The following is a 24,086-nucleotide window of genomic DNA, read 5'->3' on the forward strand; positions in this document are numbered from 1 at the left end:
ACCCATCCCCTTTTTCTATTTGATCAACCAGCCGCCATCCACCAATAAATCCGTCCCAGTCATATAGGAAGCCTCCGGGGAAGCAGCAAAGGTAATGACATTACTTATTTCCTCCGCTCTCCCCACTCTTTCCAGTGCCGTGTTCCGTTGAATGGACTTTACGAATTTTTCATTTTGCAATCCATCCTCCGTCAATGGAGTTTCAATGAATCCAGGTGATACGGAATTGACCCGAATGCCGACTGCAGCGAGTTCCAGTGCCAATGATTTAGTTAAACTGATGACACCTGCTTTAGCAGAGCTGTAATGCGGGATGAATGCACCTGCCTGATGCCCTGACAGTGAAGCCACATTCACGATTGCCCGATTGGCGGAGCCTTCATTGCCACTGCCCGCTCCTTCTTCCATCACTTTCCCCAAGTACTTGGAAACAAGAAAGACACTTTTCAAATTGACATGCTGAATCATATCCCAATCAGCAGCAGATGTATCCAAAAGCTTCGAGGACTTTGATCCACCTGCGTTATTGATTAAAATGTGAAGGTCACGATATTGTTCCTTCACATACATGGCCAGATCTATTACATCCTCCTCGACGGTAACATCTGCAGGGAAAATGTCGGCCACGGGAATCGTATGCCTCGCATTGATTTCTGCAGCAGCCTCCTCCAGCTTTCCTTTCGTCCGCCCTACCAATATCACTTTTGCCCCTTCGTCAGACAAGCGCATCGCTGTAGCTTTCCCAATACCGGAGCCTGCACCTGTCACCACCGCTATTGATTGTGAAAACCTCATCCCCTTCACTCCTTATCTGGATTTTGAACTACGTTTCCTGCCTTTTCAATTCAGCTTTGATCCTTCCATCCACCAACTCCGGGACAAGATCCAACGAACCTTTTTGCGCCGCCAATTCCAAATCGGCGATCAAACTATGTTTGTCAAACAGCTGTCCGACATATGATGATTTCAGGATATCAAAGGCATTTTCGCTATTCGTGCGATAAAGCGCATTGGCAGCCTTTGCTGCATCGTTGAGTATGAAAGAGCCTTGCGACCCAGCAATCAGGCAATCTATCAAATGACCTGCACCGTAAAAGTCTTCCAGACTGAATTCACCTGAATTTCCCGAGCAAACGATGATGATCGTTTCTGTTTTATGATGTTTTTTTATTTTTTCTGCAACAGACGGATTATTCAACAAAGATGCGATATAAACCTTTTTGGCAGCTGCAGAATTTCTCAGCGCAACCGTTCCATTAGTCGTTGAAAGTATTAATGTTTTGCCGCGTACCAACTTACTCAATAGCGTCGGACTCGGATACATTAAATCATCAACCGGCTTAGCTTTTAGTTCCCCTGCAACTACAACATCCCCATGGTCCAATTCCTGGCTTTTCACCAAGGCATCCACTGGATCCATGACAGGTATCACCTGGCGTGCTCCCTCATGAAGTGCTGAAATAATCGTAGTGGTCGCTAATAATACATCAAGTACGACCGCAACTTTCTCTCCTTCTTGAAGCTTTTTTCCATCTATCTCTTCTTTTTTTAGCAGCAAATGAATGTTTTGTATATATTCCATATATTAAACTTCCTTCGCAGCTACATTTGCTGCATGAGTGAGTAAGCTTTTAACCATTTTTCCGAGATTGGAAAAACGGGGATCATTAGTCTGGCCTTTTTTATATCGATAATAAATTTGCTGAAGAATGACAGCCAACTTAAAGTAACCAAATGTTAAATAAAAATCGACGTTGGAAACATCCCTGCCGCTTCTAGCTGCATACATCTCGATAAATTCCCTTCGTGTCGGGAAACCAGGTAAAGTGGTGACGGATGCTTTACCCACACCGATTTTGATAAGTTCCGGATCACCGCTTTCCGTCCAGTAGCTTAAAGCCACTCCTAGATCGGCTAACGGATCACCAACGGTGGACATTTCCCAATCAAATAAACCAACCATCTCTGTAAGGTCCTGGTTAAACATGGCATTATTGATCTTATAGTCATAATGGATAATGGAAGTCTGGCTATGTTTCGGGATATACTGTTGAAAATAATCGATGAGCGGTCGAATTTCCTTGATTTCATCTGTCTTTGCTCTCTCATAGCGGAAAATCCATCCGCGCACTTGTCTTTCAATGAACCCTTCAGGTTTGGAGATTTCCACCAACGCAGTTTTCTCATAGGGAATCGAGTGAAGATCAGCAAGCCGATCGACCATGACATGAGAAAGCTGTATGCACTTTTCAACAGTAGGCTCGATTCCCTTGGGAAATTCGGTATCTATTACAATTCCATGTTTCCTTTCCATTAGGAAAAAAGGGGCCCCCGCAATCGATTCATCATCCGAGAACAGAATAGGCTCGGGAGCCGCTTGAAAATATGGGTTGATTGAGGAAAGGATATGATGTTCACGCTTCATATCATGTGCCTTTGGCGCAACAGGGCCAAGCGGTGGCCTTCTTAGAACAGCCTCCCACTCACCAATTTTCAGCTGATAAGTCAAATTGGAATAGCCCGTTGAAAATTGTTGCAATTCTAACGGTTCATTTGGAAGGTCCAATACATTTTTTCTTAGGAAACCTTCTAATGCACCAATATTCAGTTCCTCGCCGGGCCGAACAGGAATCGTATCGCCAACCATGTTCTTCCACTCCTTCATTCTAATTATGAACAAGATGTGAAATGAGTTTTTCTTTAATCATTTCAGGAATAGGTTCACTTTTTTGATTCAAAAAATTAAAACAAACTAAAACTGCACTTCCCTTAGCAATGATTTCCCCAGTTTGTGAGCAGAGGATATCATGGGCCATTTCACAACTTTTCGTCCCTACCTTTTTTATAGATGAACGAATGGTCAAGAGTTGATTGAAATATCCCTGAGCAATAAAGTCGCATTTAGTGGAGGCTAACAAAAAGTTCCATGACTCGACATTCGTAGCTAAGCCCAAAGCTTCAAAAAATTTCATGCGCGCTTCTTCAAGGTAAATGAAATAGCTTGTGTTATTGATGTGGCCCAAAGCATCCGTTTCGGAAAAACGGACGTCGACTTCCAATTCATGCATAAGACCCCTCCTTGAATTAACGATGTACAAAAGCAGGTTTACGTTTATCCAAGAAAGCGGAAACCCCTTCTTTAACATCTTCAGTTTGGAAGATTTCTTCAAAAAGATTCGTTTCAATCTCCAGACCTTGTTCAAGCGTGGCTTCACTTCCTTCATTAATCGCCTTCTTGATTCTCGAAAGTGCCTGAAGTGAGTGCCTTGTCATTCGTGAGGCCAAGATTTTCGCTTCCGATAAGCCGCAGCCTTGCTCGACGACTTTATTGACAAGCCCGATTTTTTCCGCTTCCATGGCACCTAGCGGATCACCGGTAAATATAATCTCTTTTGCCTTTGCGTTTCCGACAAGTCTGGACAAACGCTGTGTACCGCCAGCTCCAGGAAATAAGCCTAATTTCACTTCCGGCAGACCAATTTGAACCTGTGTTTCAGCCACTCGCAAATCACAGGCCAGAGCCAGTTCACATCCGCCGCCCAAAGTCAGGCCGTTTAATACAGCTATTGTAGGTTTAGGAAACTGGTCTATTTTGGTTAGGACGGCATGACCCTCCTTTACAATTTCCTTCATATTCGGGTTCCCCATCATGCTAGGGAATTCTTTTATATCAGCACCAGCCGCAAATGCGATATTGCCTGCACCTGTTATGAGTACCGCAACTGTTTCATTATCTTTTGAAAGTTCATCGAATGTTTCTCCCAAGTCCCTGAATACTTGTTTACTGATTACGTTTAATGGAGGATTATCGATGGTGATGATCGCAAGCTTATTTTCCTTAACCACTCTAATTAATTTTGTCATCGATTCTTCACCCCTTGATTTGGATAATCATACCAGCCTTTTCCTGTCTTCCTTCCTAAATGCCCTTTATTCACCTTTTCTGCTATACAAGCATTCGGCTTGTCTTCTGGATTTCCAGTTTCATTGTATCGCTGCTGCATGACAAAATATCCTACATCAATACCTGATAGATCCATCAGTTCAAAAGGGCCGATGGGATGGCCTAAAGCTTTCCTGCAAATTAAGTCGATATCCTTATAATCCACAATTCCTTCTTCATACAAATATAGGGCCTCACGCTGCAACGCTCCCAAAATTCTATTGGCTACGAATCCCGATATCTCTTTTCTCAACAAAACTCCTGTCCTATTCATTTTCTCTGTCACTTCCATCGCAAGCTCGGCTGTTTCCTCCGATGTTTGATCACTCATGACAACCTCAACGCAATCCATAACTAGAGGCGGAAAAAAGAAATGCATATTAATAAACTTATCCGGGCGATTCGTCACACTCGCAAGCAGGCTATTGACGATTGTTGAACTATTCGTAGCAAAAATGGTTTCCGCGGGGGCGAATTCTTCAAGTTTAGCGAAGACCTCCTGTTTCACATCAAGTTTTTCAACTACCGCTTCAATGATCAGATCAGCCCCACTCGCCGCTTTCTCAAGATCGGTAGTATATTGAAGACGGCTAAAAGCAGCCAATTTACGATCTTCAGACAATTTTCCTTTTTGAACCCATTTAGTCAAAATGACGTCCAGTTTTTCTTTGGCTGTATTCAACGCGAATTCCTGAACATCCTGAAGAATCGTTTCGTACCCTCCAAGTGCAGCAAGCATCGCAATTTGATGCCCCATCTGCCCGGCCCCAATTACGGTTATCGATTGAATTTGCTTGTTGGCCATGACTTCTATCTCCCTTCGACTAACTGGTTAGTATGTTACCTGGTCACGCTTCAATTCCCTGCAGAATCATCCCCATAAAAATGGAGGCAACTTCCTGTTCATTTTTTTCACCTTCTGGGTCGAACCAATGATAGCTCCAATTGGCTACACCCAAAATAGCGAAAGAGATGATGGATGCATCGAGATTGGAACGTAGTTCTCCGCTCTCGATGCCGCTAATCAGCACTTGCTCGATTTTATTACGGAACTCATCCCGCTTAGGAAGGATTTGTGCAAGTTTTTCGTCACTTAGATTTTTCATTTCACGGAAAAAGACCGTTGCGCTGGATTTTTTGGTTTTTATGCTTTTTATAAGCATATATACCATATCGAAAAGCTTATCCTTACAGCTTTTCCCAGGTTCCGAAATGATCATTTCCTGCTCACTAAGCAACTCGTCTATATAAGCGAGATGAATATCCATAAGCAATTGCTCTTTGCTCGTAAAGTAATAATAAAACGTTCCCTTCGTCACCCCGACCGATTCGACGATATCAGAAATCGACGTTTCACTAAAGCCCTTCTTTTCAAATAAGCGTATGCTATGTTCTGTCATTTTTTCTTTCATGTAAGCACCCTCGCAATCTGTTAAAATTTCAGCTGAATTGATATCATACGCTTTCGTACTATCAAAGCCCTCTTATTTCCTGGAAAGTTCTTCTCTTAAAGCCCGCCTTAAAATCTTTCCGACATTTGTTTTCGGTAACTCTTCACGAAATTCAACGAAATGCGGAACTTTATAGGCCGATAGGTTGGCACGGCAGTAGTCGATGATTTCCCGCTCATTTGCCGTTTTATTATTTTTAAGTACAAGCACCGCTTTTACCGACTCTCCTCGGTACGCATCCGGAACGCCGATGACAACCGCTTCCTGGACAGCAGGATGTTCATAAAGCACTTCCTCCACATCTCGCGGATATATATTATAACCACTTGCGATGATCAAATCTTTTTTCCTATCGACAATATAGAGATACCCGTCATCATCAACTTTGGCGATATCACCCGTATAAAGCCAACCATCTCTAAGGGTTACCGCCGTTTCCTCCGGCATATTCCAGTACCCTTTCATCACTTGTGGTCCCTTGACGACCAATTCCCCCATTTCGCCAGTGGCCACTTCTTTTGTCCCGTCTCCCAGGTCCATCACTTTATATTCAGTCGAAGGGATTCCGATCCCGACGCTCCCCGGCTTCCTTTTTGCAAATACCGGATTACAATGAGTTGTTGGCGAAGCTTCCGTAAGACCGTAGCCTTCCAATATCTTTGCACCTGATTTTCGTTCGAACTCACGCAGCAGTTCCACGGGCATCGGTGCACTTCCGCTGTTACAGACCTGAATTGAGCCCATTCCATATTCTTCTGCCCTCGGGTGATTCGTCAACGCTACATACATGGTGGGAACACCAGGAAAAGTGGTCGGCTGTTCACGCTTTATCGTTTCCAGCACTTCTTCTATTTCAAATCGTGGCAGCATGATCGAGTCACCCGCGATATACACGGATAAATTCATTGCGGACGACATTCCAAAAACATGAAAAAGCGGGATGACCGACAGTGTTCTTTCAGTACCTATTTTTAATTCATGCTTGAAGAATTCATACGTTTGAACGACATTGGCCAGAATATTGCTGTGTGTCAGCATCGCTCCTTTTGAACGGCCAGTCGTTCCTCCTGTATACTGAAGAACGGCTATATCATTTTCCGGATCGATTGATACTGGATTGATTTTGCCATCTCCTGTTTTCATGAATTGGTCAAACGAAGCATCAGGCTGAAAATCTGCATCCGAAGTCTGCAGGCTTACGACGATAATATTTTTCAAATTTGCATGTTGCTGTACACTTTTCACTTTCGGGTATAATCCGTCCAATACCACGATCGTTTCTGCACCGGAGTCTTGTAAAATATGCTGCAGCTCCCTTTCAACCAGCATTGGGTTAATTTGTGTGATAATGGCTCCTGTTGTCAACGAACCATAATACGCAATGACGTATTGCGGACAGTTAGGCAGCATGATGGCGACACGGTCGCCTTTTTGAACACCTTTTTTTTGCAGGGCTGAAGCAAAGGCTTGCGACGCATGAAAAAGTTCCTGATAGGATATCTTTCGGTCATAAAAAGTAATAGCTGTATTGTTTGGATGGGACTGAGATGCATTTTGAAGGATTCTTTGCATCGGAAACTCAGGGACTTTGATTTCCTTTGATATTGAATCAGGATAAACGGACAGCCATTTTTTTTCATTCATCATTTCATACCCTCCAGCCATATTTACTTACCTTTCATTACTTTGCATGTGAACCCCCATCGACGATCAGGATATTTCCAGTCACAAAATCAGATGCCTTCGAGGCAAGGAAAACCGCTGCCCCTTTTAAATCATCATCACTCCCTAATCTTTTTAGCGGAGTGGAATCCAAGATAGGATTCTTTCCTTGCTCAAGAACCCCTTTCGTCATTTTTGTCGGAAAGAATCCAGGTGCGATTGCATTTACATTGATATTATGCTGACCCCATTTAACAGCTAAATCCTTCGTTAAAGTAATGACCGCCCCTTTACTCGTATTATATCCGACCGTATCGAGCACCCTAGGGTCGGTCCCCCCTAATCCGGCGACGGAAGCGATATTTATGATTTTCCCATGTCCCTGCTCAATCATGACCCTGCCTGCTGTCTGGCTCATGATAAAGGTTCCGGTTACATTGACATTCATCACCTTCTGCCATGCTTCAAGGGGCATGTCGACGGCCGGTGCCCCCCAGGATGCCCCGCTATTGTTTACTAAAATGTCGATGGCACCGAATTCTCGGCAAGTTTCGTTAACAACTTCCTGTACATCTGACGGATTGGTGATATCACACTTGAAGGAAAGCGCCTTGACTCCAAGCTTTTCGATTTGTGAAGCAACTTCGTCGCATGCCTCCTTCTTCCTTGAACAAAGAACGACATTCGCCCCAGCTTCGGCAAAGCCAGTCGCTATTTGTGCTCCCAATCCTCTCCCTCCGCCGGTTATGATCGCCGTCTTTCCAGTCAAATCGAATAAATCGGTAACTTTCATATTTTCACCTCATGCTTTTGTTGGTATTTTCGAAGTTCTATTTTAGCAACTTGTGAGCGGTGAACTTCATCTGGCCCATCAGCAAGCCTTAACGTCCGTGCATTTGCCCAATGTGCAGCAAAAGGGAAATCATCGGAGATCCCTGCAGCTCCAAAGCCTTGGATGGCCCTGTCCAGCACTTTCAATGCCATATTTGGTGCCACCACTTTTATCATGGCAATCTCCGCCTTCGCTTCCTTGTTCCCGACAGTATCCATCATATAAGCGGCTTTTAGGGTCAGAAGTCTCGCTTGTTCGATTTCAATCCGTGAATCGGCGACCCACTCCATGATCACACCTTGTCTCGCCAATGTTTTACCAAAAGCGACACGGTTTTGAATGCGCTTACATAATTCTTCAAGTGCTCTTTCAGCAGCGCCGATCAGCCTCATGCAATGATGAATCCTTCCGGGTCCGAGTCGTCCTTGGGCAATTGCAAATCCTTTGCCTTCACCCCATAGAATATTCGTTGCCGGGACCCTCACATTTTCAAAAGTGATTTCAGCATGGCCATGCGGGGCATGATCATAGCCAAACACAGGGAGCATTCTCTCGATTTTGACACCCGGTGTATCCAGCGGTACAAGAATCATTGACTGTTGTTCATGCTTGGACGCCTCAGGATCTGTCTTACCCATGACGATGGCAATCTTGCATCGAGGATCGCCTGCTCCCGAAGACCACCATTTTCGGCCGTTTATGACATACTCATTACCCGTCTTTTCTATCCTGCATTCGATATTGGTCGCATCGGAAGACGCCACTTCCGGTTCCGTCATCGAGAAGCATGAGCGGATTTCCCCAGCAAGCAAGGGCTTCAGCCAGCGTTCTTTATGTTCCTCCGAACCGTATCGCACCAACACTTCCATATTACCTGTGTCCGGCGCATTACAGTTGAAGATTTCAGGTCCTATCGTCGACCTACCCATGATTTCACAAAGCGGGGCATATTCTAGATTTGTTAAACCCGCACCGTAATCGCTATCAGGTAAAAATAAATTCCATAATCCTTCTTCCTTTGCTTTTGCCGTCAATTCAGATAATATCGGGGGTATTTCACTCCAGCGGCTCTTCTGTGCTTCGAGCTGCTTTTTGTATATTGATTCATTTGGGTATACGTACTTTTCCATGAATTCCGTTAACTTCTTTTCCAAGTTTTTCACCTTTTGAGTATGCTCAAAGTTCAAATTGAATCCTCCTTTTAAATTAACTGACCGGTTAGTATGTTATTACTTTTAAAGTATATACACAACATTCAGATTTTTTCAACAATTAAATCATTTATTTTCTTATCATTCAACGCCCTGTACCTGGACCTTTTCTTTCCCACTATATTCCTTTTTTTGGACGGTGGGAAATATACATACGATTTTCGTACCTTTTTTCAGTTCACTTGTGATGAAAACTTTTCCGCCATGATTTTCGATGATTCTAAAACAAACGGAAAGACCCAATCCTGTTCCTGATGTTTTTGTAGTAAAAAATGGTTCTCCTACTTTTTGCAGGGAGGTTTCCGGAATACCCTCCCCTTCGTCCAAAATGCTCAAAAAAACTTCCCCATTTTCCCCATTTATGCTTACAAAAATATTTCCGCCATTCGGCATCGATTCTATGGAATTTTTTATCATGTTTATTAGTACTTGCTTGATTTGGTTTTCATCAAAGTACATAAAAATAGGTTCCGAATCATAATTTTTATGAATTTGAATATCGTTCAGTACGGCGTTTGTCTCCAACAACGTCACGACATGGTTGCAGCTTTCCTTTAAATCCTTCTCAAGAAAAACCGCCTCAGCAGGTTTCGATAGCAGCAAGAGTTCATTCAGCACTTGCTCAATTCGATTTATTTCCGAAAAAATAATATCATAGTACTCCTGCTTTTCGGCACCGCCATCTTTAATCAACTTCACGAATCCCATTATCGCTGTCATCGGGTTCCTTACCTCATGTGCAATCCCTGCCGCAAGTTGGGCAGCCGTTGATAATTTGCTTGATGTGATTGCCAAATGTTCGTTTAGGCTCACAAGCTTCTCTTCCGCATGTTTACGTTCATTGATTTCCGATAATATGCCCGCCGTCCCGATGAATTTCCCAGCGTCATCATAAATTAGTTTAACGAATGCTTCAACCCAACTTGTTCCCTTTTTCGCATTTAGTTTGATGTCCGCGCGAAAGTATTTATTCCCTCGATGAAAGGTGTCCGCAAAGGCCTTTAATACATCCTGATAAGAATTTTTATCCATATGTTTAGAAAAGTGAAGCCCCAGGGATTCATTCACGGTTGCACCACTCATCGATTTCCATGCCGGGTTTAAGTACAGCCAATTTCCTTTATCATCCGTCTGGAAAATAACCTCATTGAAGCTATTGACCAGTTCTTTGGAGTAATTGGAGATAATGCGATAACGCCCTTCGCTATCCTGCAATAAAGCAATCGTTTTACGTTTATGATCAAAGTTGGCACCCAAACACCAGGCTATGGTCAAAATTACGATTAAATATATTCCTGCAAAGGCGGAAAACCTGCGTTCTTCATGACCCAGCCACCCTATATAAGGCAGTATCAATATGAAGAAAAGGGCAGGGACAAAGATTCTTCCTGTATATTTCTTCACTTCTTCCACCTCCTTACCAAAATGATTTAAACTTCATCTGATCGAATTCCAAGTAAGGGATTAAATTAGCATATCTTTTAAATAGAAATGGTGGAAAACTCACTTATAGGTAAATTTCAACATTTTATCCATGATTCCTGCAAACAACACAAAAAACCTTTCCACGGGTGGAAAGGTCACTGTTAAACTTAAATCATTTACCCTATGATGACGCGTTCTTTTGGATAATGGAAATTTTCCGTAACTTCTTTATGGCCTATGATATACAGGAGGGAGGTTATCCCGACACGGCCAATGAACATAATGATCATGATGACAATTTTACCGGTATTGCTGAGGTCAGGCGTTATTCCCATCGAAAGGCCGACTGAGCCGAAAGCCGAACATACCTCAAAAATGATTTGCATCAAAGTGAAATTTTCGGTAATTGATAAAATGAAGACCGCCATTATGCAAAGGAGGGATCCCATGATCATAACTGCAGTCGCTTTTCGGATATCATCGGGGTGAATTTCCCGTTTGAACACTTTAATGGAACGCCTTCCTCTCATGAAATTCCATAAAAATAGAATCATGATGGCTAATGTAGTTGTCCGGATTCCTCCCCCGACTGAACTTGGGGATGCTCCAATGAACATCAAAATGCTCATCAATAAAAGGGTCGGTTCCGAAAAGTCACTCACATTCATTGTTGCTAACCCACCGCTTCGAGTATTGGAGGACATAAATAAAGAGTAGAAGAACGATTCATGCCAGCTCTTATTTTTAAAGAATCCATTTATTTCCAGGAGGTAAATCAGGATCGTTCCCCCAATTATAAGGGAAAAGAAGGTGACTGAGGTCAGCTTCGTGAACAAAGAAAAATGAAACTTATAAGTACGGGCCCTATTGGACAAAAACTCTTTCAGCTCAATTAAAACAGGAAACCCAATGGCGCCAAGGGTAAGCAGGATAATCGTAATGAACTGTACAAAATAATCGTCTTTAAATGGAATCATCGATATACCGGTAATATCAAAACCAGCATTCGTGGTGGCACTTACGGCTAAAAATAAGCCATTTAAAAAGGCCTCTTTCCAGTCTGGAAAAAAATTCAGAAAGTAAATACCTAAAACGAGAGCTCCAATCATTTCAATTACGACAAATATCTGAATGATTTGGATCAATAATTTAACAAGGCCCGAAAGATTCGATTGATTTTGATCAGTCATGATCAATTGCCTTTCCTTCAAACCGATTTTCTTTCCCACTATAAGCCAGAAAAAGGTTCCGAGTGTCATGATGCCAATACCGCCAAATTGGAGAACGAACATTAGAATGAAATAGCCTACCTCATTATACACTTCAGGCAAACTAACAACTGTCAGACCTGTCACACTAACTGCACTTACGGCTGTGAATAAAGCATCCATGAATTTAAATTCCACGCCTGGCTTCAGAGCAACCGGCAAGCTCAACAGTACGGTCGAGATAGTGACGGCCAAAAAATAATAACCGACAATAAGCTGAGCTGGTGTTAACTTTGATAATATTTTTTTGATAGCAAACATAAAGAGTTTCCTTTCTTACTCCTATATAGTTATGTGAATCACATAACCATTAAATATCTAGTTTACCTTTTTTTCATTCTTTTTTCCATTCTCTTTTAAAACTGACTTACTTACAACAAAAAGGCAGGTTTACCAATAAGTTTGGTACTGCTCATATAAGTAAAACTCGACATTCTACTTATACTATCATTACAGCGGCAAAAGCCGTTGAAAAAGTAAAGGGGAGATTTAAAAATGGCTAACAGCAGTAACAATCTTCTTGTTCCTGGAATCGAACAAGCATTAGAACAAATCAAATATGAAATTGCATCTGAATTTGGTGTACAATTAGGTTCCGATACTTCAGCACGTGCCAATGGTTCAGTTGGCGGAGAAATTACGAAACGCCTTGTACAACAAGCACAATCTCAACTTAAAGGTCAATAATTCCTAACACAATTAAATATCCATGGCTAAGAGTCCAGCTGCATGCTGGACTCTTTTTAATCATTATGTCCATTTCCTTTTCCATTATTGCCGATACCCCTTTTCGACTTATCCCAATCTTGTTTATTTTGCTTATGCTGTTTTGCTTGCTTATCTTGTTTATTTTGCTTATGCTGTTTTGCTTGCTTATCTTGTTTATTTTGCTTATGCTGTTTTGCTTGCTTATCCCGATTAGCCTGCTTCACTTGGTTAGCTTGTTTATTTTTACTTTCGTGCTTTAAATGATCATTATTATTTTCTTTGGCTGAAGAAACTTTTTTCTCATCGAACTTTTTATCATTCTTTTCATTTTTCTGCTTGTTCTTTGATTGGTTGCTGTGGTCGCTTTCGGATTTTCCTTTTGTCTCGTTGCTTTTTTCCTTGTGTCCATTTATTGCATCCCGTTTTCCAATTGTATCTTCCCGTTCAGTTTGTTTCTTAATTTTGGAAACTTCCATACCCGCATTTTTCCGTTCAGTCGGTTTGGCTTCATTGGCCGGCTTTTGCTTTATTTCAATTTCATTATTCTCTTTTTTCTTTTCTCCATCCGATTTGTTTTCCGTACTCAGCGTTACGCTCTTCTCTTTCGGAATAACAACCTTATCCTCGACTTTTTTATCAGGTGCTGGAGCAGGCTCCCTCTTATTGACTTTTACCTTATCCTTATCTTTATCTTCATTCAACTTCTTTTCGAGATACTTACCAGTGGATATGCCTTGTTCCCTTGCTTGCTTCCGATCGCTTTTTGTTGCCTGGATCACTTTCATTTTTGTGTTAGAAACATTATCCTGCTCAGAAATTTCTTTTATCTCTTCTTTTAAATTCTTATCCAGTTCTTTATCTTTTTCCAATAACGTTGTGGAAACCACAATTTGTTTATTTCCTTTCAAATAACCAAGTTGCTTCGTCGTTTCAACGATCCGGTTTGTAACAGTCTTTATATCCTTGCCTTTCCAGTCCTTCAGCTGACCAATCACAAGCTTGCCGTCTTCATTTAAACCGGTAAGTTTGAGAACTTCTAAATCATCGTCAAGCTCCAATTCAATGCTTGGATTCACATCTATCGTCATATATGCCGACACAGGACCAGAGAAATAAGAAGGAAGAATCGAAAACAGAATCAAGAAGGTGGAGGCAATGCTTAGCACGGCCGTTTTTTTGAAAGATGAATGAAAATTGGAAAAGGCTAAAGTGAACTTTTGTTTAGCAGGTGAAAAAGTGATTTCCTCACCCACTTCATATACCCGTTCCTGCCTTTTGGTTTTCAGAAATTCACCCTCGGGGGTCAATAGGGTAACAAATCGCTTATTAACTGAAAGAATAACTCCTTTTTTCATTCATCGATAGCCCCTTTTATATAATCATTCAAATACAAAAAATCTCCGTTTATTATGATTGCCACAGCAATGATGTACTTTCTGTTCCGTTCAATCGTTTTTCTGCTTACTTCCACTTTTCCCTCAAGCTGTTTTACGGGCAGCCGCTTTTTTGCAAACAGGATTTCTTTCAGTTCGTCATCTTCCATTAACAATTTAGCGATCATAATAGCTCCCTTCCTGGCATCTGCATGTTTGGGAGAGTTTTCAACTAAATCCTCAAATGACAGACCAAAATCCTCTAGATGGCTTATATAAAGCAGAATTTCTTCTTTTCTTCTTTCCGATTCCTTCTGCTTCTCGTATTCATTGATGGAATTTTCATTATCGATATATATATGGCTTTGCTCATTATCATCATTCAGTGATAAATCCAATAGGACTTCTTTTTGTTTGGACTGGCTTCTTATATAATCTATAACCCTTCGTTTAACGAGGGTTTCGGCAAATGCCAATAAAGAACGGCCTTTTTCCGGGGAATATTTATCGATTGCCTCGTTAAATGCAATCAGTCCAATACTGAATTCATCATCTGATTCGTATATGTAACGTTTGCAAACCGATGACACTGTTTTCGCAATAAAAGGTTTGAATGACTCTATGGTATCATTACGAAGGCTAATATCGCCTTGTTGAATTTTCAATACGGTTTCTTCTAAAGAACGCTTTTTTTTGAATGCTGTTAACAACAATCCAAGCATTTGCTCACCTCGCTCCTGTTGAACATAAAATACGCATCAACATACTTATCTTAAGCGGAGGGAGTCTAAAAGACAGTACCAAAAGAACTATTTTTGCATTAAAAATTAAATCACATAATATATCAACATGATAAAATACTTAGTTTTTTCTCGTTTATTACAGTGCAATTACAGTAAGTTATCTTTTTCCTGATTTTTGTCCAATACAATGGGACATTTGTCATTTTTATAACCGGAATTTAATATTCACATCTTTTAACATATCATTCGTAAACATCCCTGCGCTTTTGAGGGTCATCTCCAAAAATACATGAAAAAGCAAAAAAAACAGGCGTGACCAGCACGCCTGTTTTTTTAAGCTTCCTGTATTTTTTTCTCTTCTTTTTCTTTTTTTTCTTTTTTGCTTGAAATGATCCATGCACCTGCTGCAATTCCAATCAAAACGACCCAGAAAATCGATTTCCAAAGAGTTGATTCAGGGAAATGATGATCGATGACAGCCAGTGAAGGGTGTGCGAGTGTGTGTACCGCCAACTTCACTCCTACCCAACCCACTATCAAAAATGCAGCCGTTTCTAGGGAAGGACGCTGATGAAGCAACTTCACGAACCCATTTGCTGCAAATCGCATAATGATCAATCCAATCATGCCGCCGAGGAACATGATAGCGAATTGCCCTCCGTCAATACCGCCGACTTTCATCCAGCCTGTTTCAGGAAGTGTAACAGCCAGTGCGACAGCAGCCAACATCGAATCGATTGCGAAAGCTATATCAGCCGCTTCAACCTTTACCACGGTCATCCAAAAGCCGGATTGCTTTTTAGGTTTCGTGATTTCCTTCTCACCTTTACCAGCGTATTTTTTGTAAATGTGCTGAAAAGCAATGAAAAGTAAGTAAATCGCACCGATTGCTTGAACTTGCCACACCTCGACAAGAAAGGAAATAAGGAATAAGCTTGCAAAGCGGAAAACAAAAGCTCCCATCAAACCATAAAACAAGGCTTTTCGCTGTTGTTCTTTTGGCAAATGCTTAACCATGACAGCCATGACGACCGCATTATCCGCAGCAAGTATCCCTTCTAATCCAACCAAGATAAGAAGGACCCAGCCATATTCCAATAATATTGATGCTTCCATCCATTCAACCTCCAATAGTTAGTATTTCCTTCCTACTGGCATTGGCAAAATAAAAAGACCTCTGCCATATAGGCAAAGGTCTTGCTGAACATGAAAACATGTCAACAAAGCCGATGAATGTTTAACATTCACGTAATGACGACTTTGTTTTAGGGCGAACCCTAACGCTACTCCCCTTTGAAAAGGAAAATCAGTTATTAAGTATATTCATAGTATACGCGCTCGTTATGAAAATAACAATCTTTTTTATAAATGGATTTCATTTTCTGTACCCTTTGGAAATTTTAATCAATCGCATATATTCTTTGCCGAAACGAATCCAGTTCGGTTTGGCAGAAAAGTAGTTCTGAAACAGCGATAAAAAACTCGTGTATTTCCCTTCATATGGATACCATTGTATTTCTGTATTGTTTTTACCTTTATCGATCATGATCGCTTTTTCATGGCAGAAAATCTTTAATCCATGCTCGCCATGATAGCGGCCAACCCCACTTTGTTTGGCACCGCCAAATGGTAAATGATGATTAGCAACCGTTATCAGCACATCATTGATCGTCACCGCTCCTGTTACTAACCGAGACGCAATTTTGCTTGCTTTTTCACTATCCATCGTCCAAACGCTGGAATTGAGTCCATATTCACTTTCATTTGCCAGGGCGATCACTTCTTCCTCCGTATCAAAAGGCACAACAGGCAATACTGGTCCGAACGTTTCTTCTTTCATGATTTTCATGGAATGATCGACATTGGACAGAATCGTCGGCGGAATGAAATGGGTCTGTCCCGTTTTCCACTCTTTCGGAGGTATTCCGGCTTCAAGTACGGCCCCCTTATTCAGTGCATCCTCCAGTTGTCCAGCCACAATATCAACTTGTGCCGGGAAGGTCATTGAACCGATGTCATCCTGCGAATGCACCCCCTGCCTCATGGACTTCGTCTTTTCTTTAAGAAGCATGAGGAATTCCTTATAAACAGGACGTTCCACATAAACCCTTTCAACACTCATGCACACCTGCCCGCTATTTGTAAAAGCCCCCCAAAGCGCCCCGTTAACAGCCCGTTCCAGGTTGGCATCACGCAGAACGATCATCGGATCCTTCCCGCCAAGCTCCAAAGTCGTTGGGATCAGTTGTCTAGCTGCGACCTCACCAATCATTTTCCCAGTCCTTACAGATCCAGTAAAAAATATATAATCAGGCTTTTGCTCAGTTAATGCCGCACCCAGTTCTTTTCCTCCATGGGCAAACTGTATAATTCCGTCCGGGAAACCAGCTTCAAGAAACAGCTTTTCGATGCAAACCCCAACTAAAGGTGTTACCTCTGAGGGCTTGGCGATGACTGCATTTCCCGCTGCTAGAGCATTAAGAATGGGTACCATGGAAAGCTGCAGCGGATAATTCCATGGTGAAATGACGAGTATCGTTCCACGGGGCATATATTGGATATAAGATTTTTTTCCAATTAACATGAGCGGAGTGGTGACCTTTCGTCCGGAAAGAGTTTTCAATGCATGTTTCTCGATATGCTTTATTGCATCAATCGTTGGCATGATATCAGCAACCAGCGCTTCAATTTTCACTTTTCCCGTATCTTTTGAAATGACTTCAGCTATTTCATCCATTTTTTCTACCATCAATAAACGAAGCCGTTTTAAATAGTGCAGCCGTTCCTTGATGGAAAGATTCGACCATTCTTGGAACGCATGTCTTGATTTCTTATATATATGAGGAATCGACTTCAATGGCGTTGGCACGATTTCCGCAATCTTCTCACCTGTTGCCGGAGAAAACACTTCCAGCTTGTCATATATCTCTTCCATAACTACTCCCCTTGCTTAACCTTATTTTTATTGGTACTCCCTATCATTCTTATGCTTTTAATTAAGATCGACCAAGGAGGTAGGCCTTCCCTAATTCACTAAACGTAACGTACGAGGTTTTTCCACCCCTCTTTATATCATGCCAGAGACGCAGGAGCCTGTATAATATAATCCATTGGAACCAAGTTCACAACCGGTTCGCTCTCTTCATTAAATCCCTGCACCATTCCGTGCCACATAACCGGGGCTAAAATAAGTATACCTTTTAAGATGAGTCACTCTAACAAATTTGTTTACAGTATCCACTTCATCACATCAGGTTTTTCCATAAATAACCTTAAATAGTAATCTTCCAGACTTAACAGAACCGCCAAATGGAATATATAGTAAAAATTTTTCAGTTATTAAAAGGAGTATTCACGTTTGCTATCGAAGATAATGTATAGGAATCCGAATTGGGCTATTAGCAAAAAGGAAATCCGGCATACAAGTTTCTCGGTTTTAGTGTTTAATATTGGTTTATGGAGGATAAATTCATATATCGAATAAAAATTATTATCTATATAAACGATTTTCCGTTACTATATAAGAAGGCGATTTTTTCGCGCATACATATTTGAGGTGAGCGCACAAGTGAAAAGAATAATTAAAGCATACGACTTCCCTATTTTCATCGCTGTCGTATTACTCTGTTTGTTTGGTTTAGTCATGATTTACAGTTCGAGCATGATTACTGCTGTTGCTCGATACGGCATGCCTATGGATTTCTTCTTTGAGAAACAAAAAACGGCCTTTCTCATTTCATTCGTGGCAATGATCGTCACGATGATTCTTCCTTATAAGATGTACAAAAACAAAATGTTCTTGATGTCTATGATGTTTGGAATGGCCGGTATCCTTTTGCTCCTCTTTATCTTCGGCCATACAGCAGGAAATGCCACAAGCTGGTTCAAATTAGGGACAAAGTCGATTCAACCCGCTGAATTTTCCAAGTTAGCCATGATTATTTATTTGGCAGCCATTTATGGAAAAAGGCAGGATCGAATCAATAGTATTGATAAAGCCGTCATCCCGCCGATTTTCTTTCTTGTATTCATATGCTTTTTAATCGGAATACAACCTGACTATGGAACGGCAGCGGTCATTTTCCTGATTTCAAGTACCATGATCATTTCATCCGGTATGTCCTTTAAGAGTATATTCAAACTCTCTTTGATTACTGCGATTTTCGTTGCCATATTTGCACTAGGTGTAATAGTGACAGGAAATTTTTCTTCCGTTCTTTCTGAAAATAAGATGTCTCGTTTTACGGGGTTTGCAGATCCTTTCGGAACGGCAGGAGAAAGCGGGTATCAACTCGTAAATTCACTTTTCGCGATAGGATCCGGCGGCCTTACTGGAGTGGGTCTTGGTGACAGTGTACAAAAATACGGATACCTGCCTGAATCACATACTGATTTCATCATGTCTGTCATTGCAGAAGAGCTCGGGATATTCGGAGTGGGGTTCGTGTTATTGACACTAGGTTTTATCGTTTTAAGGGGATATATACTTTCAGCAAAATGCAAGGATCCATTTGGAAGCCTTTTATTGATCGGCATCTCATCCATGATCGGCATTCAAGTCGGCATCAACGTTGGCGGAGTGACTGGACTTATCCCTATTACAGGGATCACCCTTCCATTCATCAGTTATGGAGGATCTTCCTTACTGCTGCTCATGCTTTCAATGGGCATATTCCAAAATGTCGTTATGCGAATGAACTTGCTTGAACAGAAAGAAAAGGTCGTGTCCATCCCAAAAGATGAGATTGCGTCCTCAAAATAATCGTTCAAATACCCCCTGACATTTCTGTTCATGTCAGGGGGTCCCCTTCTCTATAAGGTTATGGAACTTCACATAAAAAAACAGGCAGTCGAGACCCGACCGCCTGTTTTTTTATTTATAATGGATACCGATTTTCGTAAAGCCAGAAATCAGACTGAGTAAAGGACAAAGCAGGCAGAAGAATGCAAATGGGGCATATTCAAGGGTTGAAACACCCAATACCTGTGTCAGGAATACACCGCAGACACCCCAAGGAACCAGAGGATTCACAACTGTTCCTGCATCTTCAAGTACCCTCGCAAGCGTTTTGGGCTGCAAGCCTAAATCTTCATATTTCTGCTGAAAGGCTTTCCCAGGCAGTATAACTGACAAATACTGTTCACCCACCAGGAAATTCACGCTGATTCCTGCAAATACAGTAGCGGAAATCACTTTCGCTACACTCGTCAATGAATCCTGAATCGCTTTTAAAATAGAAGGTATGACTCCCAATTCGAACAATAGTCCGCCCATGGCCAATGCCAACAACACCATCGAAACGGAGAACATCATACTTTCAATTCCGCCCCGCGATAAGATTGAGTCAAGTTGATCCATTCCACTCTTGAGTACAAATCCGCCGTATAAAATATCTGCCAGTTTTGCAACCGTCAAATTAGGCGTTTGAATGAAAGCGATGATGGCTGCCGAAATGATTCCTGCCGACAATGTCGGAATGGCTGACACCTTTTTCAAAGCCATGATTAGAACGATGACAAACGGAATCAAACTCCATATGCTTATATTCGTTTCCATTTCCAAGGCTTTGGTCATGGCTTCGATTTCCTCAACACGAGCAACTTTGACATTCGGTGAAAGGAAGTAAAAGATGATAAGTGATATTAAAAAACCTGGAATCGTAGTCCATAGCATATTATTAATATGTTCAAATAATGGTGCTCCAACCGTTCCAGATGCAAGGTTGGTAGAGTCGGATAATGGAGACATTTTATCCCCAAGAAATGCACCGGAAATGATTGCACCGGCTGTAATCGCCAACGATAAATCCATCGCCGCCGCCATACCTATTAAAGCAACGCCGATAGTGGCTGATGTTGTAAGTGAACTCCCGATACAGAGCCCAATTAGCGAACACACCAAAAATGTGATTGCATAAAAATATTCACCAGAAATCCAGTCAAACCCATAGAACATGATGGTAGGGATCGTCCCGCTTGCCATCCATATGGAAATCAGCATTCCAATGAAAAAGAATATATAAATGGCTCCCATACCAGTACCTGCACCTTTGACTATAGCCGCCTCCATAATTGAAAATGGCAGCTTCTTGATCTTCCCATAAACAAATAAGAAAAGGATTGCCGCTATTATTGGAATATGGGGGGCAAGTCCATAATGTATGATACCAGTTGCAATGATTAAGAATAGAATGGCCAAAACCCCAATTGCTTCAAGTAAGGAGAGTTTTAGCTTTGCATCTTCAAGACGCATGATGTTTTTCCCCGCTTTCATGTTGTGTATTCTCTGAGGTAAGGATCGGACCTTTTCACTCCTCATAATTACTGAAACGCTTTTAAGCGCTAAAGTTACTAGCTAAATATAAAGGAGTTTCAGGAGATTGTCAAAGGAATAATAATCTATTTTAGTAGATATTAATTTTCCCAGTGTATTTCCCTATAATTACTTTTAGGTGATTCGATCATTATCTGAGCTAATTGAAATGCCTTGGCTATCTCATTGTTCTTCGCTAAATAATGAACAGTTTTTTCTCACAATGATCGATCAGGACCATGTAGCCTGTTTTTAAGGAAAAAGATGGCCATCTGGACTTGGCGAGGGGTAAATATGGTCTAAATGTCGAGGAGGTCAAATATTCTGAAAAACTGCTCCAAGTTCAATAAAAAAATCAAAAGGGTTTCCGAAAGGGACCATTCCGAAACCCTTTTGTCTACAAACTGAAAGCCCGTGTATATAACACGGGCTTCTTCATTATTTCAAATCCATTGGATTATATAATTCCACATCAGGATTTTTATCTTGGAACCAACGAAGAGCAAACTCATTTTCAAATAAGAATGCATATTTATCAAACCGATCTTTAACAAGGATGCTTCTTGAGCTATGAAGATTTTCATCAAGCTTTTCATCTTCAGCCCAACGTGTAATCTTACTGCCCATGCGCTCCATCACGACTTCAACATTGTACTCGTTCCTCATTCGATGCTCGAATACTTCGAATTGAAGTTGCCCAACCGCACCAAGCAGATATTCTTCCATCCGGACCGTTTTGAAGAGCTGAATTGCCCCTTCTTGTACAAGTTGGTTAATTCCTTTATGGAAGTGTTTCTGTTTCATGACGTTTTTAGCTGTTACCCTCATGAATAGTTCCGGTGTAAACTGAGGCAGCCTTTCAAACTGAAACATGTCTTTGCTTGTTGTAATCGTATCGCCAATTTGGTAGTTACCTGTATCATATAAACCGATGATATCTCCGCTTACCGCTTCATTTACGGTGTTCCGATCATCAGCCATGAATTGAGTGGAAGAAGAAAGGTTGATTGGTTTTCCTGTCCTGCTCAGGTTGACGCTCATCCCACGTTCGAATTTACCGGAGCAAATGCGAAGGAAAGCGATCCGGTCACGGTGTTTTGGGTTCATATTCGCTTGGATCTTGAAAATGAAACCAGAAAAATCATTACTGACAGGGTCCATTTCACCTGACGTTGTCATCCGCGCTTGTGGAGCTGGTGCAAATTTCAGATAAGCATCCAAAAACGTCTGAACACCGAACGTCGTTAAAGCACTCCCGAAAAATACGGGACTAAGTTTTCCATTCGCAATGTTTTCTTCAGAGAATTGGTTACCCGCTTCCGTCAACAGCATGATTTCTTCCAAAGTTTGCTCATATAACTGGGAATCCTTAAGTTTATGATCCACTTCGAGTTCACCTTCGTCATTCAATGGAAGGAAACGCTCTTCCCCTTCCGTTTTGAACTGTTCAATCCGATTATTGAACCTGTCGTAAATGCCCACGAAGTCTTTTCCCATCCCAATCGGCCAGTTCATTGGATATGTTTCTATACCTAATACCTCTTCGAGTTCGGCAAGCAATTCTAGCGGCGTTTTACCTTGTCGGTCCATTTTATTGATAAAAGTGAAAATCGGGATACCCCTCATCCGGCATACTTTGAATAATTTAACCGTCTGATCCTCGATACCTTTTGCCGAGTCGATGATCATCACGGCGCTATCAACAGCCATCAGTGTACGATATGTGTCTTCACTGAAATCTTGGTGGCCTGGTGTATCGAGAATATTGACACGGAAATCATCATAATCGAATTGCATGACTGAAGATGTAACGGAAATTCCCCGTTGCTTTTCAATCTCCATCCAGTCACTTGTTGCATACTTCCCTGTTTTTCTAGCTTTAACTGTTCCGGCATCACGGATCGCGCCGCCAAACAGCAATAATTTTTCTGTCAAAGTCGTTTTCCCTGCATCCGGGTGAGAGATGATTGCGAAGGTCCGTCGGGATTGAACCTCGTCTTTTAAAGTAGTCATAAAATGTTCCTTTCATTATTGGAGTCATCAATAAAAAAATTTATAGGGGGTTCATTTGTATTATTTACATTGGAATGGCAACCTTTCTTTGTATGCAAAAATCCTGATCATACACAATATATGTAAGAAGAAATATATCATAAGGCTTAAACCTTGGCTACCTGCATTCATTTCAATCAACCTTTCTATTTTAACACGATATGAAGGAAAGATGTAGAGGTGAATGAATCACCATAAGGGGTTTTGTTCAGATGGCAAAACAAAAGACGCTTAATCAGCGCCCCTTATCTTAATCCATATGGTTACAGTTCATTTATTCATGGTTTAACTTATTTACCTTGCAGGTTTAATCGCTTTTTGATTCCGCTTGTTCTTCCAGCGTTTTTTTACTTCCTTGAATATGATTGGAGCAGCAAAAATGAGGGCCCTTTTTAATAATTTCTTCATTTTTCATCAGTCCTTTCTTTCTTACTTATCCTATACCCGATTATTTTCGTGAAAAACTTTAATGCCAAATTGTTTTCCTATTCTCCACTCTAAAGGCTTTTCCTATTGGCCCGGTCAAATTTCAATCCAGGAAACTCCTGTGCGACAATACCGTTATGCTTCCCCTTATAAAACCTGTCTAATAATATTTTCCCTAATGGGAATGTATAAATTAATTCCATTTGTTTTATCCTTTATAAAGGTGGGTATATATTAAAAAAATGGAAATTGCCTCATAAGAGGCTTTCACATATTATCAAGCATCTTCGTATGATGATTTTAACTTGAATGAGGGTGCTGGATAATGTGTGAAATTGATTTTTCCATCACGGTAAAATCATCACCATTAATATTTTTTAACTTTTTAGGAGGATTCATCGAATGACAGTAACAGGTAAAGTAAAATGGTTCAATAGTGACAAAGGATTTGGATTTATCGAAGTACCAAACGAAGACGATGTTTTCGTACATTTTTCCGCCATTCAAGGAGAAGGTTTCAAGAGCCTTGATGAAGGTCAAGAGGTTGAATTTGAAATCGAAGAAGGAAACCGCGGACCCCAAGCTAAAAACGTCGTAAAACTCTAAAGCATAGATACACAAACATATTGATGGACAATGGAAAAGGATGCCGCCCAGATTGGGCGGCATCCTTTCCTTT

At 41.2% G+C, this 24,086-nt stretch carries 21 protein-coding genes; 3 read left to right on the forward strand and 18 right to left on the reverse strand.

Annotated elements, in window-relative coordinates; translation table 11 throughout:
• Positions 1-15: 15 nt before the first annotated feature.
• The 12 genes from ACYP5M_RS22415 to ACYP5M_RS22470 form a co-directional block, all read right to left on the reverse strand.
• Positions 16-795: an SDR family NAD(P)-dependent oxidoreductase gene (locus ACYP5M_RS22415; RefSeq protein ID WP_434168989.1), complete on the reverse strand. Its 780-nt coding sequence runs from the start codon at positions 793-795 to the stop codon at positions 16-18.
• 28 nt (positions 796-823) lie between these two features.
• The gene (locus ACYP5M_RS22420) at positions 824-1,582 is read right to left on the reverse strand and encodes a 2-phosphosulfolactate phosphatase (RefSeq protein WP_434168988.1); all 759 of its coding nucleotides are present in this window, start codon (positions 1,580-1,582) and stop codon (positions 824-826) included.
• Positions 1,583-1,585: 3 nt separating this feature from the next.
• Positions 1,586-2,647 carry a phosphotransferase family protein gene (locus ACYP5M_RS22425; RefSeq protein WP_459735533.1) on the reverse strand — a complete coding sequence of 354 codons (1,062 nt, stop codon included), beginning with the start codon at positions 2,645-2,647 and terminating at the stop codon, positions 1,586-1,588.
• A gap of 19 nt (positions 2,648-2,666) precedes the next feature.
• A complete protein-coding gene (locus tag ACYP5M_RS22430; RefSeq protein WP_101224492.1) occupies positions 2,667-3,068 on the reverse strand; it encodes an acyl-CoA thioesterase in 402 nt (133 codons plus the stop codon).
• 16 nt (positions 3,069-3,084) lie between these two features.
• Positions 3,085-3,864: an enoyl-CoA hydratase gene (locus ACYP5M_RS22435; RefSeq protein WP_434168986.1), complete on the reverse strand. Its 780-nt coding sequence runs from the start codon at positions 3,862-3,864 to the stop codon at positions 3,085-3,087.
• Positions 3,861-4,748 (reverse strand): 3-hydroxyacyl-CoA dehydrogenase family protein, encoded by an 888-nt coding sequence (locus ACYP5M_RS22440; protein ID WP_434168985.1) that lies wholly within the window; start codon positions 4,746-4,748, stop codon positions 3,861-3,863. The genes ACYP5M_RS22435 and ACYP5M_RS22440 overlap by 4 nt, the downstream gene beginning before the upstream one ends.
• Positions 4,749-4,791: 43 nt before the next feature.
• Positions 4,792-5,355 carry a TetR/AcrR family transcriptional regulator gene (locus tag ACYP5M_RS22445; protein ID WP_260356997.1) on the reverse strand — a complete coding sequence of 188 codons (564 nt, stop codon included), beginning with the start codon at positions 5,353-5,355 and terminating at the stop codon, positions 4,792-4,794.
• A 72-nt stretch (positions 5,356-5,427) separates the two neighbouring features.
• The gene (locus ACYP5M_RS22450) at positions 5,428-7,038 is read right to left on the reverse strand and encodes a long-chain-fatty-acid--CoA ligase (protein WP_402942927.1); all 1,611 of its coding nucleotides are present in this window, start codon (positions 7,036-7,038) and stop codon (positions 5,428-5,430) included.
• 37 nt (positions 7,039-7,075) lie between these two features.
• Complete coding sequence (locus ACYP5M_RS22455; RefSeq protein ID WP_452445076.1) at positions 7,076-7,849, reverse strand: SDR family oxidoreductase; 774 nt, start codon at positions 7,847-7,849, stop codon at positions 7,076-7,078.
• Complete coding sequence (locus ACYP5M_RS22460; RefSeq protein WP_402941608.1) at positions 7,846-9,075, reverse strand: acyl-CoA dehydrogenase; 1,230 nt, start codon at positions 9,073-9,075, stop codon at positions 7,846-7,848. The genes ACYP5M_RS22455 and ACYP5M_RS22460 overlap by 4 nt, the downstream gene beginning before the upstream one ends.
• A 105-nt stretch (positions 9,076-9,180) precedes the next feature.
• Positions 9,181-10,503, reverse strand: a complete 1,323-nt coding sequence (locus ACYP5M_RS22465; RefSeq protein WP_459735534.1) for an ATP-binding protein — start codon at positions 10,501-10,503, stop codon at positions 9,181-9,183.
• A gap of 197 nt (positions 10,504-10,700) precedes the next feature.
• Complete coding sequence (locus tag ACYP5M_RS22470) at positions 10,701-12,053, reverse strand: TrkH family potassium uptake protein (RefSeq protein ID WP_101224485.1); 1,353 nt, start codon at positions 12,051-12,053, stop codon at positions 10,701-10,703.
• A 234-nt stretch (positions 12,054-12,287) separates the two neighbouring features.
• Here ACYP5M_RS22470 and ACYP5M_RS22475 point away from each other — a divergent pair, with 234 nt between their 5' ends.
• Positions 12,288-12,479 carry an alpha/beta-type small acid-soluble spore protein gene (locus ACYP5M_RS22475; RefSeq protein WP_034314196.1) on the forward strand — a complete coding sequence of 64 codons (192 nt, stop codon included), beginning with the start codon at positions 12,288-12,290 and terminating at the stop codon, positions 12,477-12,479.
• A 56-nt stretch (positions 12,480-12,535) separates the two neighbouring features.
• Here the strand turns inward: ACYP5M_RS22475 and ACYP5M_RS22480 are convergent, their stop codons facing one another.
• The 4 genes from ACYP5M_RS22480 to ACYP5M_RS22495 all read right to left on the reverse strand — a co-directional run bounded on the left by ACYP5M_RS22480 (position 12,536) and on the right by ACYP5M_RS22495 (position 17,551).
• On the reverse strand, positions 12,536-13,855 hold the full coding sequence (locus tag ACYP5M_RS22480; RefSeq protein WP_459735535.1) for an anti-sigma factor domain-containing protein: 1,320 nt from the start codon (positions 13,853-13,855) through the stop codon (positions 12,536-12,538).
• Positions 13,852-14,595 carry an RNA polymerase sigma factor SigI gene (sigI, locus tag ACYP5M_RS22485; RefSeq protein WP_434168981.1) on the reverse strand — a complete coding sequence of 248 codons (744 nt, stop codon included), beginning with the start codon at positions 14,593-14,595 and terminating at the stop codon, positions 13,852-13,854. Before sigI ends, ACYP5M_RS22480 begins: the two co-directional genes overlap by 4 nt.
• Positions 14,596-14,949: 354 nt before the next feature.
• Positions 14,950-15,732 (reverse strand): TerC family protein, encoded by a 783-nt coding sequence (locus ACYP5M_RS22490; RefSeq protein WP_434168980.1) that lies wholly within the window; start codon positions 15,730-15,732, stop codon positions 14,950-14,952.
• Positions 15,733-15,991: 259 nt separating this feature from the next.
• Positions 15,992-17,551 carry an aldehyde dehydrogenase family protein gene (locus ACYP5M_RS22495; protein WP_434168979.1) on the reverse strand — a complete coding sequence of 520 codons (1,560 nt, stop codon included), beginning with the start codon at positions 17,549-17,551 and terminating at the stop codon, positions 15,992-15,994.
• 633 nt (positions 17,552-18,184) lie between these two features.
• On the opposite strand from ACYP5M_RS22495, the gene ACYP5M_RS22500 reads away from it, so the two are divergent.
• A complete protein-coding gene (locus ACYP5M_RS22500; RefSeq protein WP_434168978.1) occupies positions 18,185-19,378 on the forward strand; it encodes an FtsW/RodA/SpoVE family cell cycle protein in 1,194 nt (397 codons plus the stop codon).
• Positions 19,379-19,489: 111 nt separating this feature from the next.
• Here ACYP5M_RS22500 and nhaC read toward each other — a convergent pair whose 3' ends face one another.
• Complete coding sequence (nhaC, locus tag ACYP5M_RS22505) at positions 19,490-20,890, reverse strand: Na+/H+ antiporter NhaC (RefSeq protein ID WP_434168977.1); 1,401 nt, start codon at positions 20,888-20,890, stop codon at positions 19,490-19,492.
• Between the two features lie 477 nt (positions 20,891-21,367).
• Complete coding sequence (locus ACYP5M_RS22510) at positions 21,368-22,942, reverse strand: peptide chain release factor 3 (protein ID WP_076366909.1); 1,575 nt, start codon at positions 22,940-22,942, stop codon at positions 21,368-21,370.
• Between the two features lie 867 nt (positions 22,943-23,809).
• Between ACYP5M_RS22510 and ACYP5M_RS22515 the strand changes: the two genes are divergently transcribed.
• Positions 23,810-24,013, forward strand: coding sequence for a cold-shock protein (locus ACYP5M_RS22515; RefSeq protein WP_061462203.1), 204 nt, complete (start codon positions 23,810-23,812; stop codon positions 24,011-24,013).
• Positions 24,014-24,086 lie beyond the last annotated feature (73 nt).

Source organism: Peribacillus sp. N1 (genome assembly GCF_054600815.1).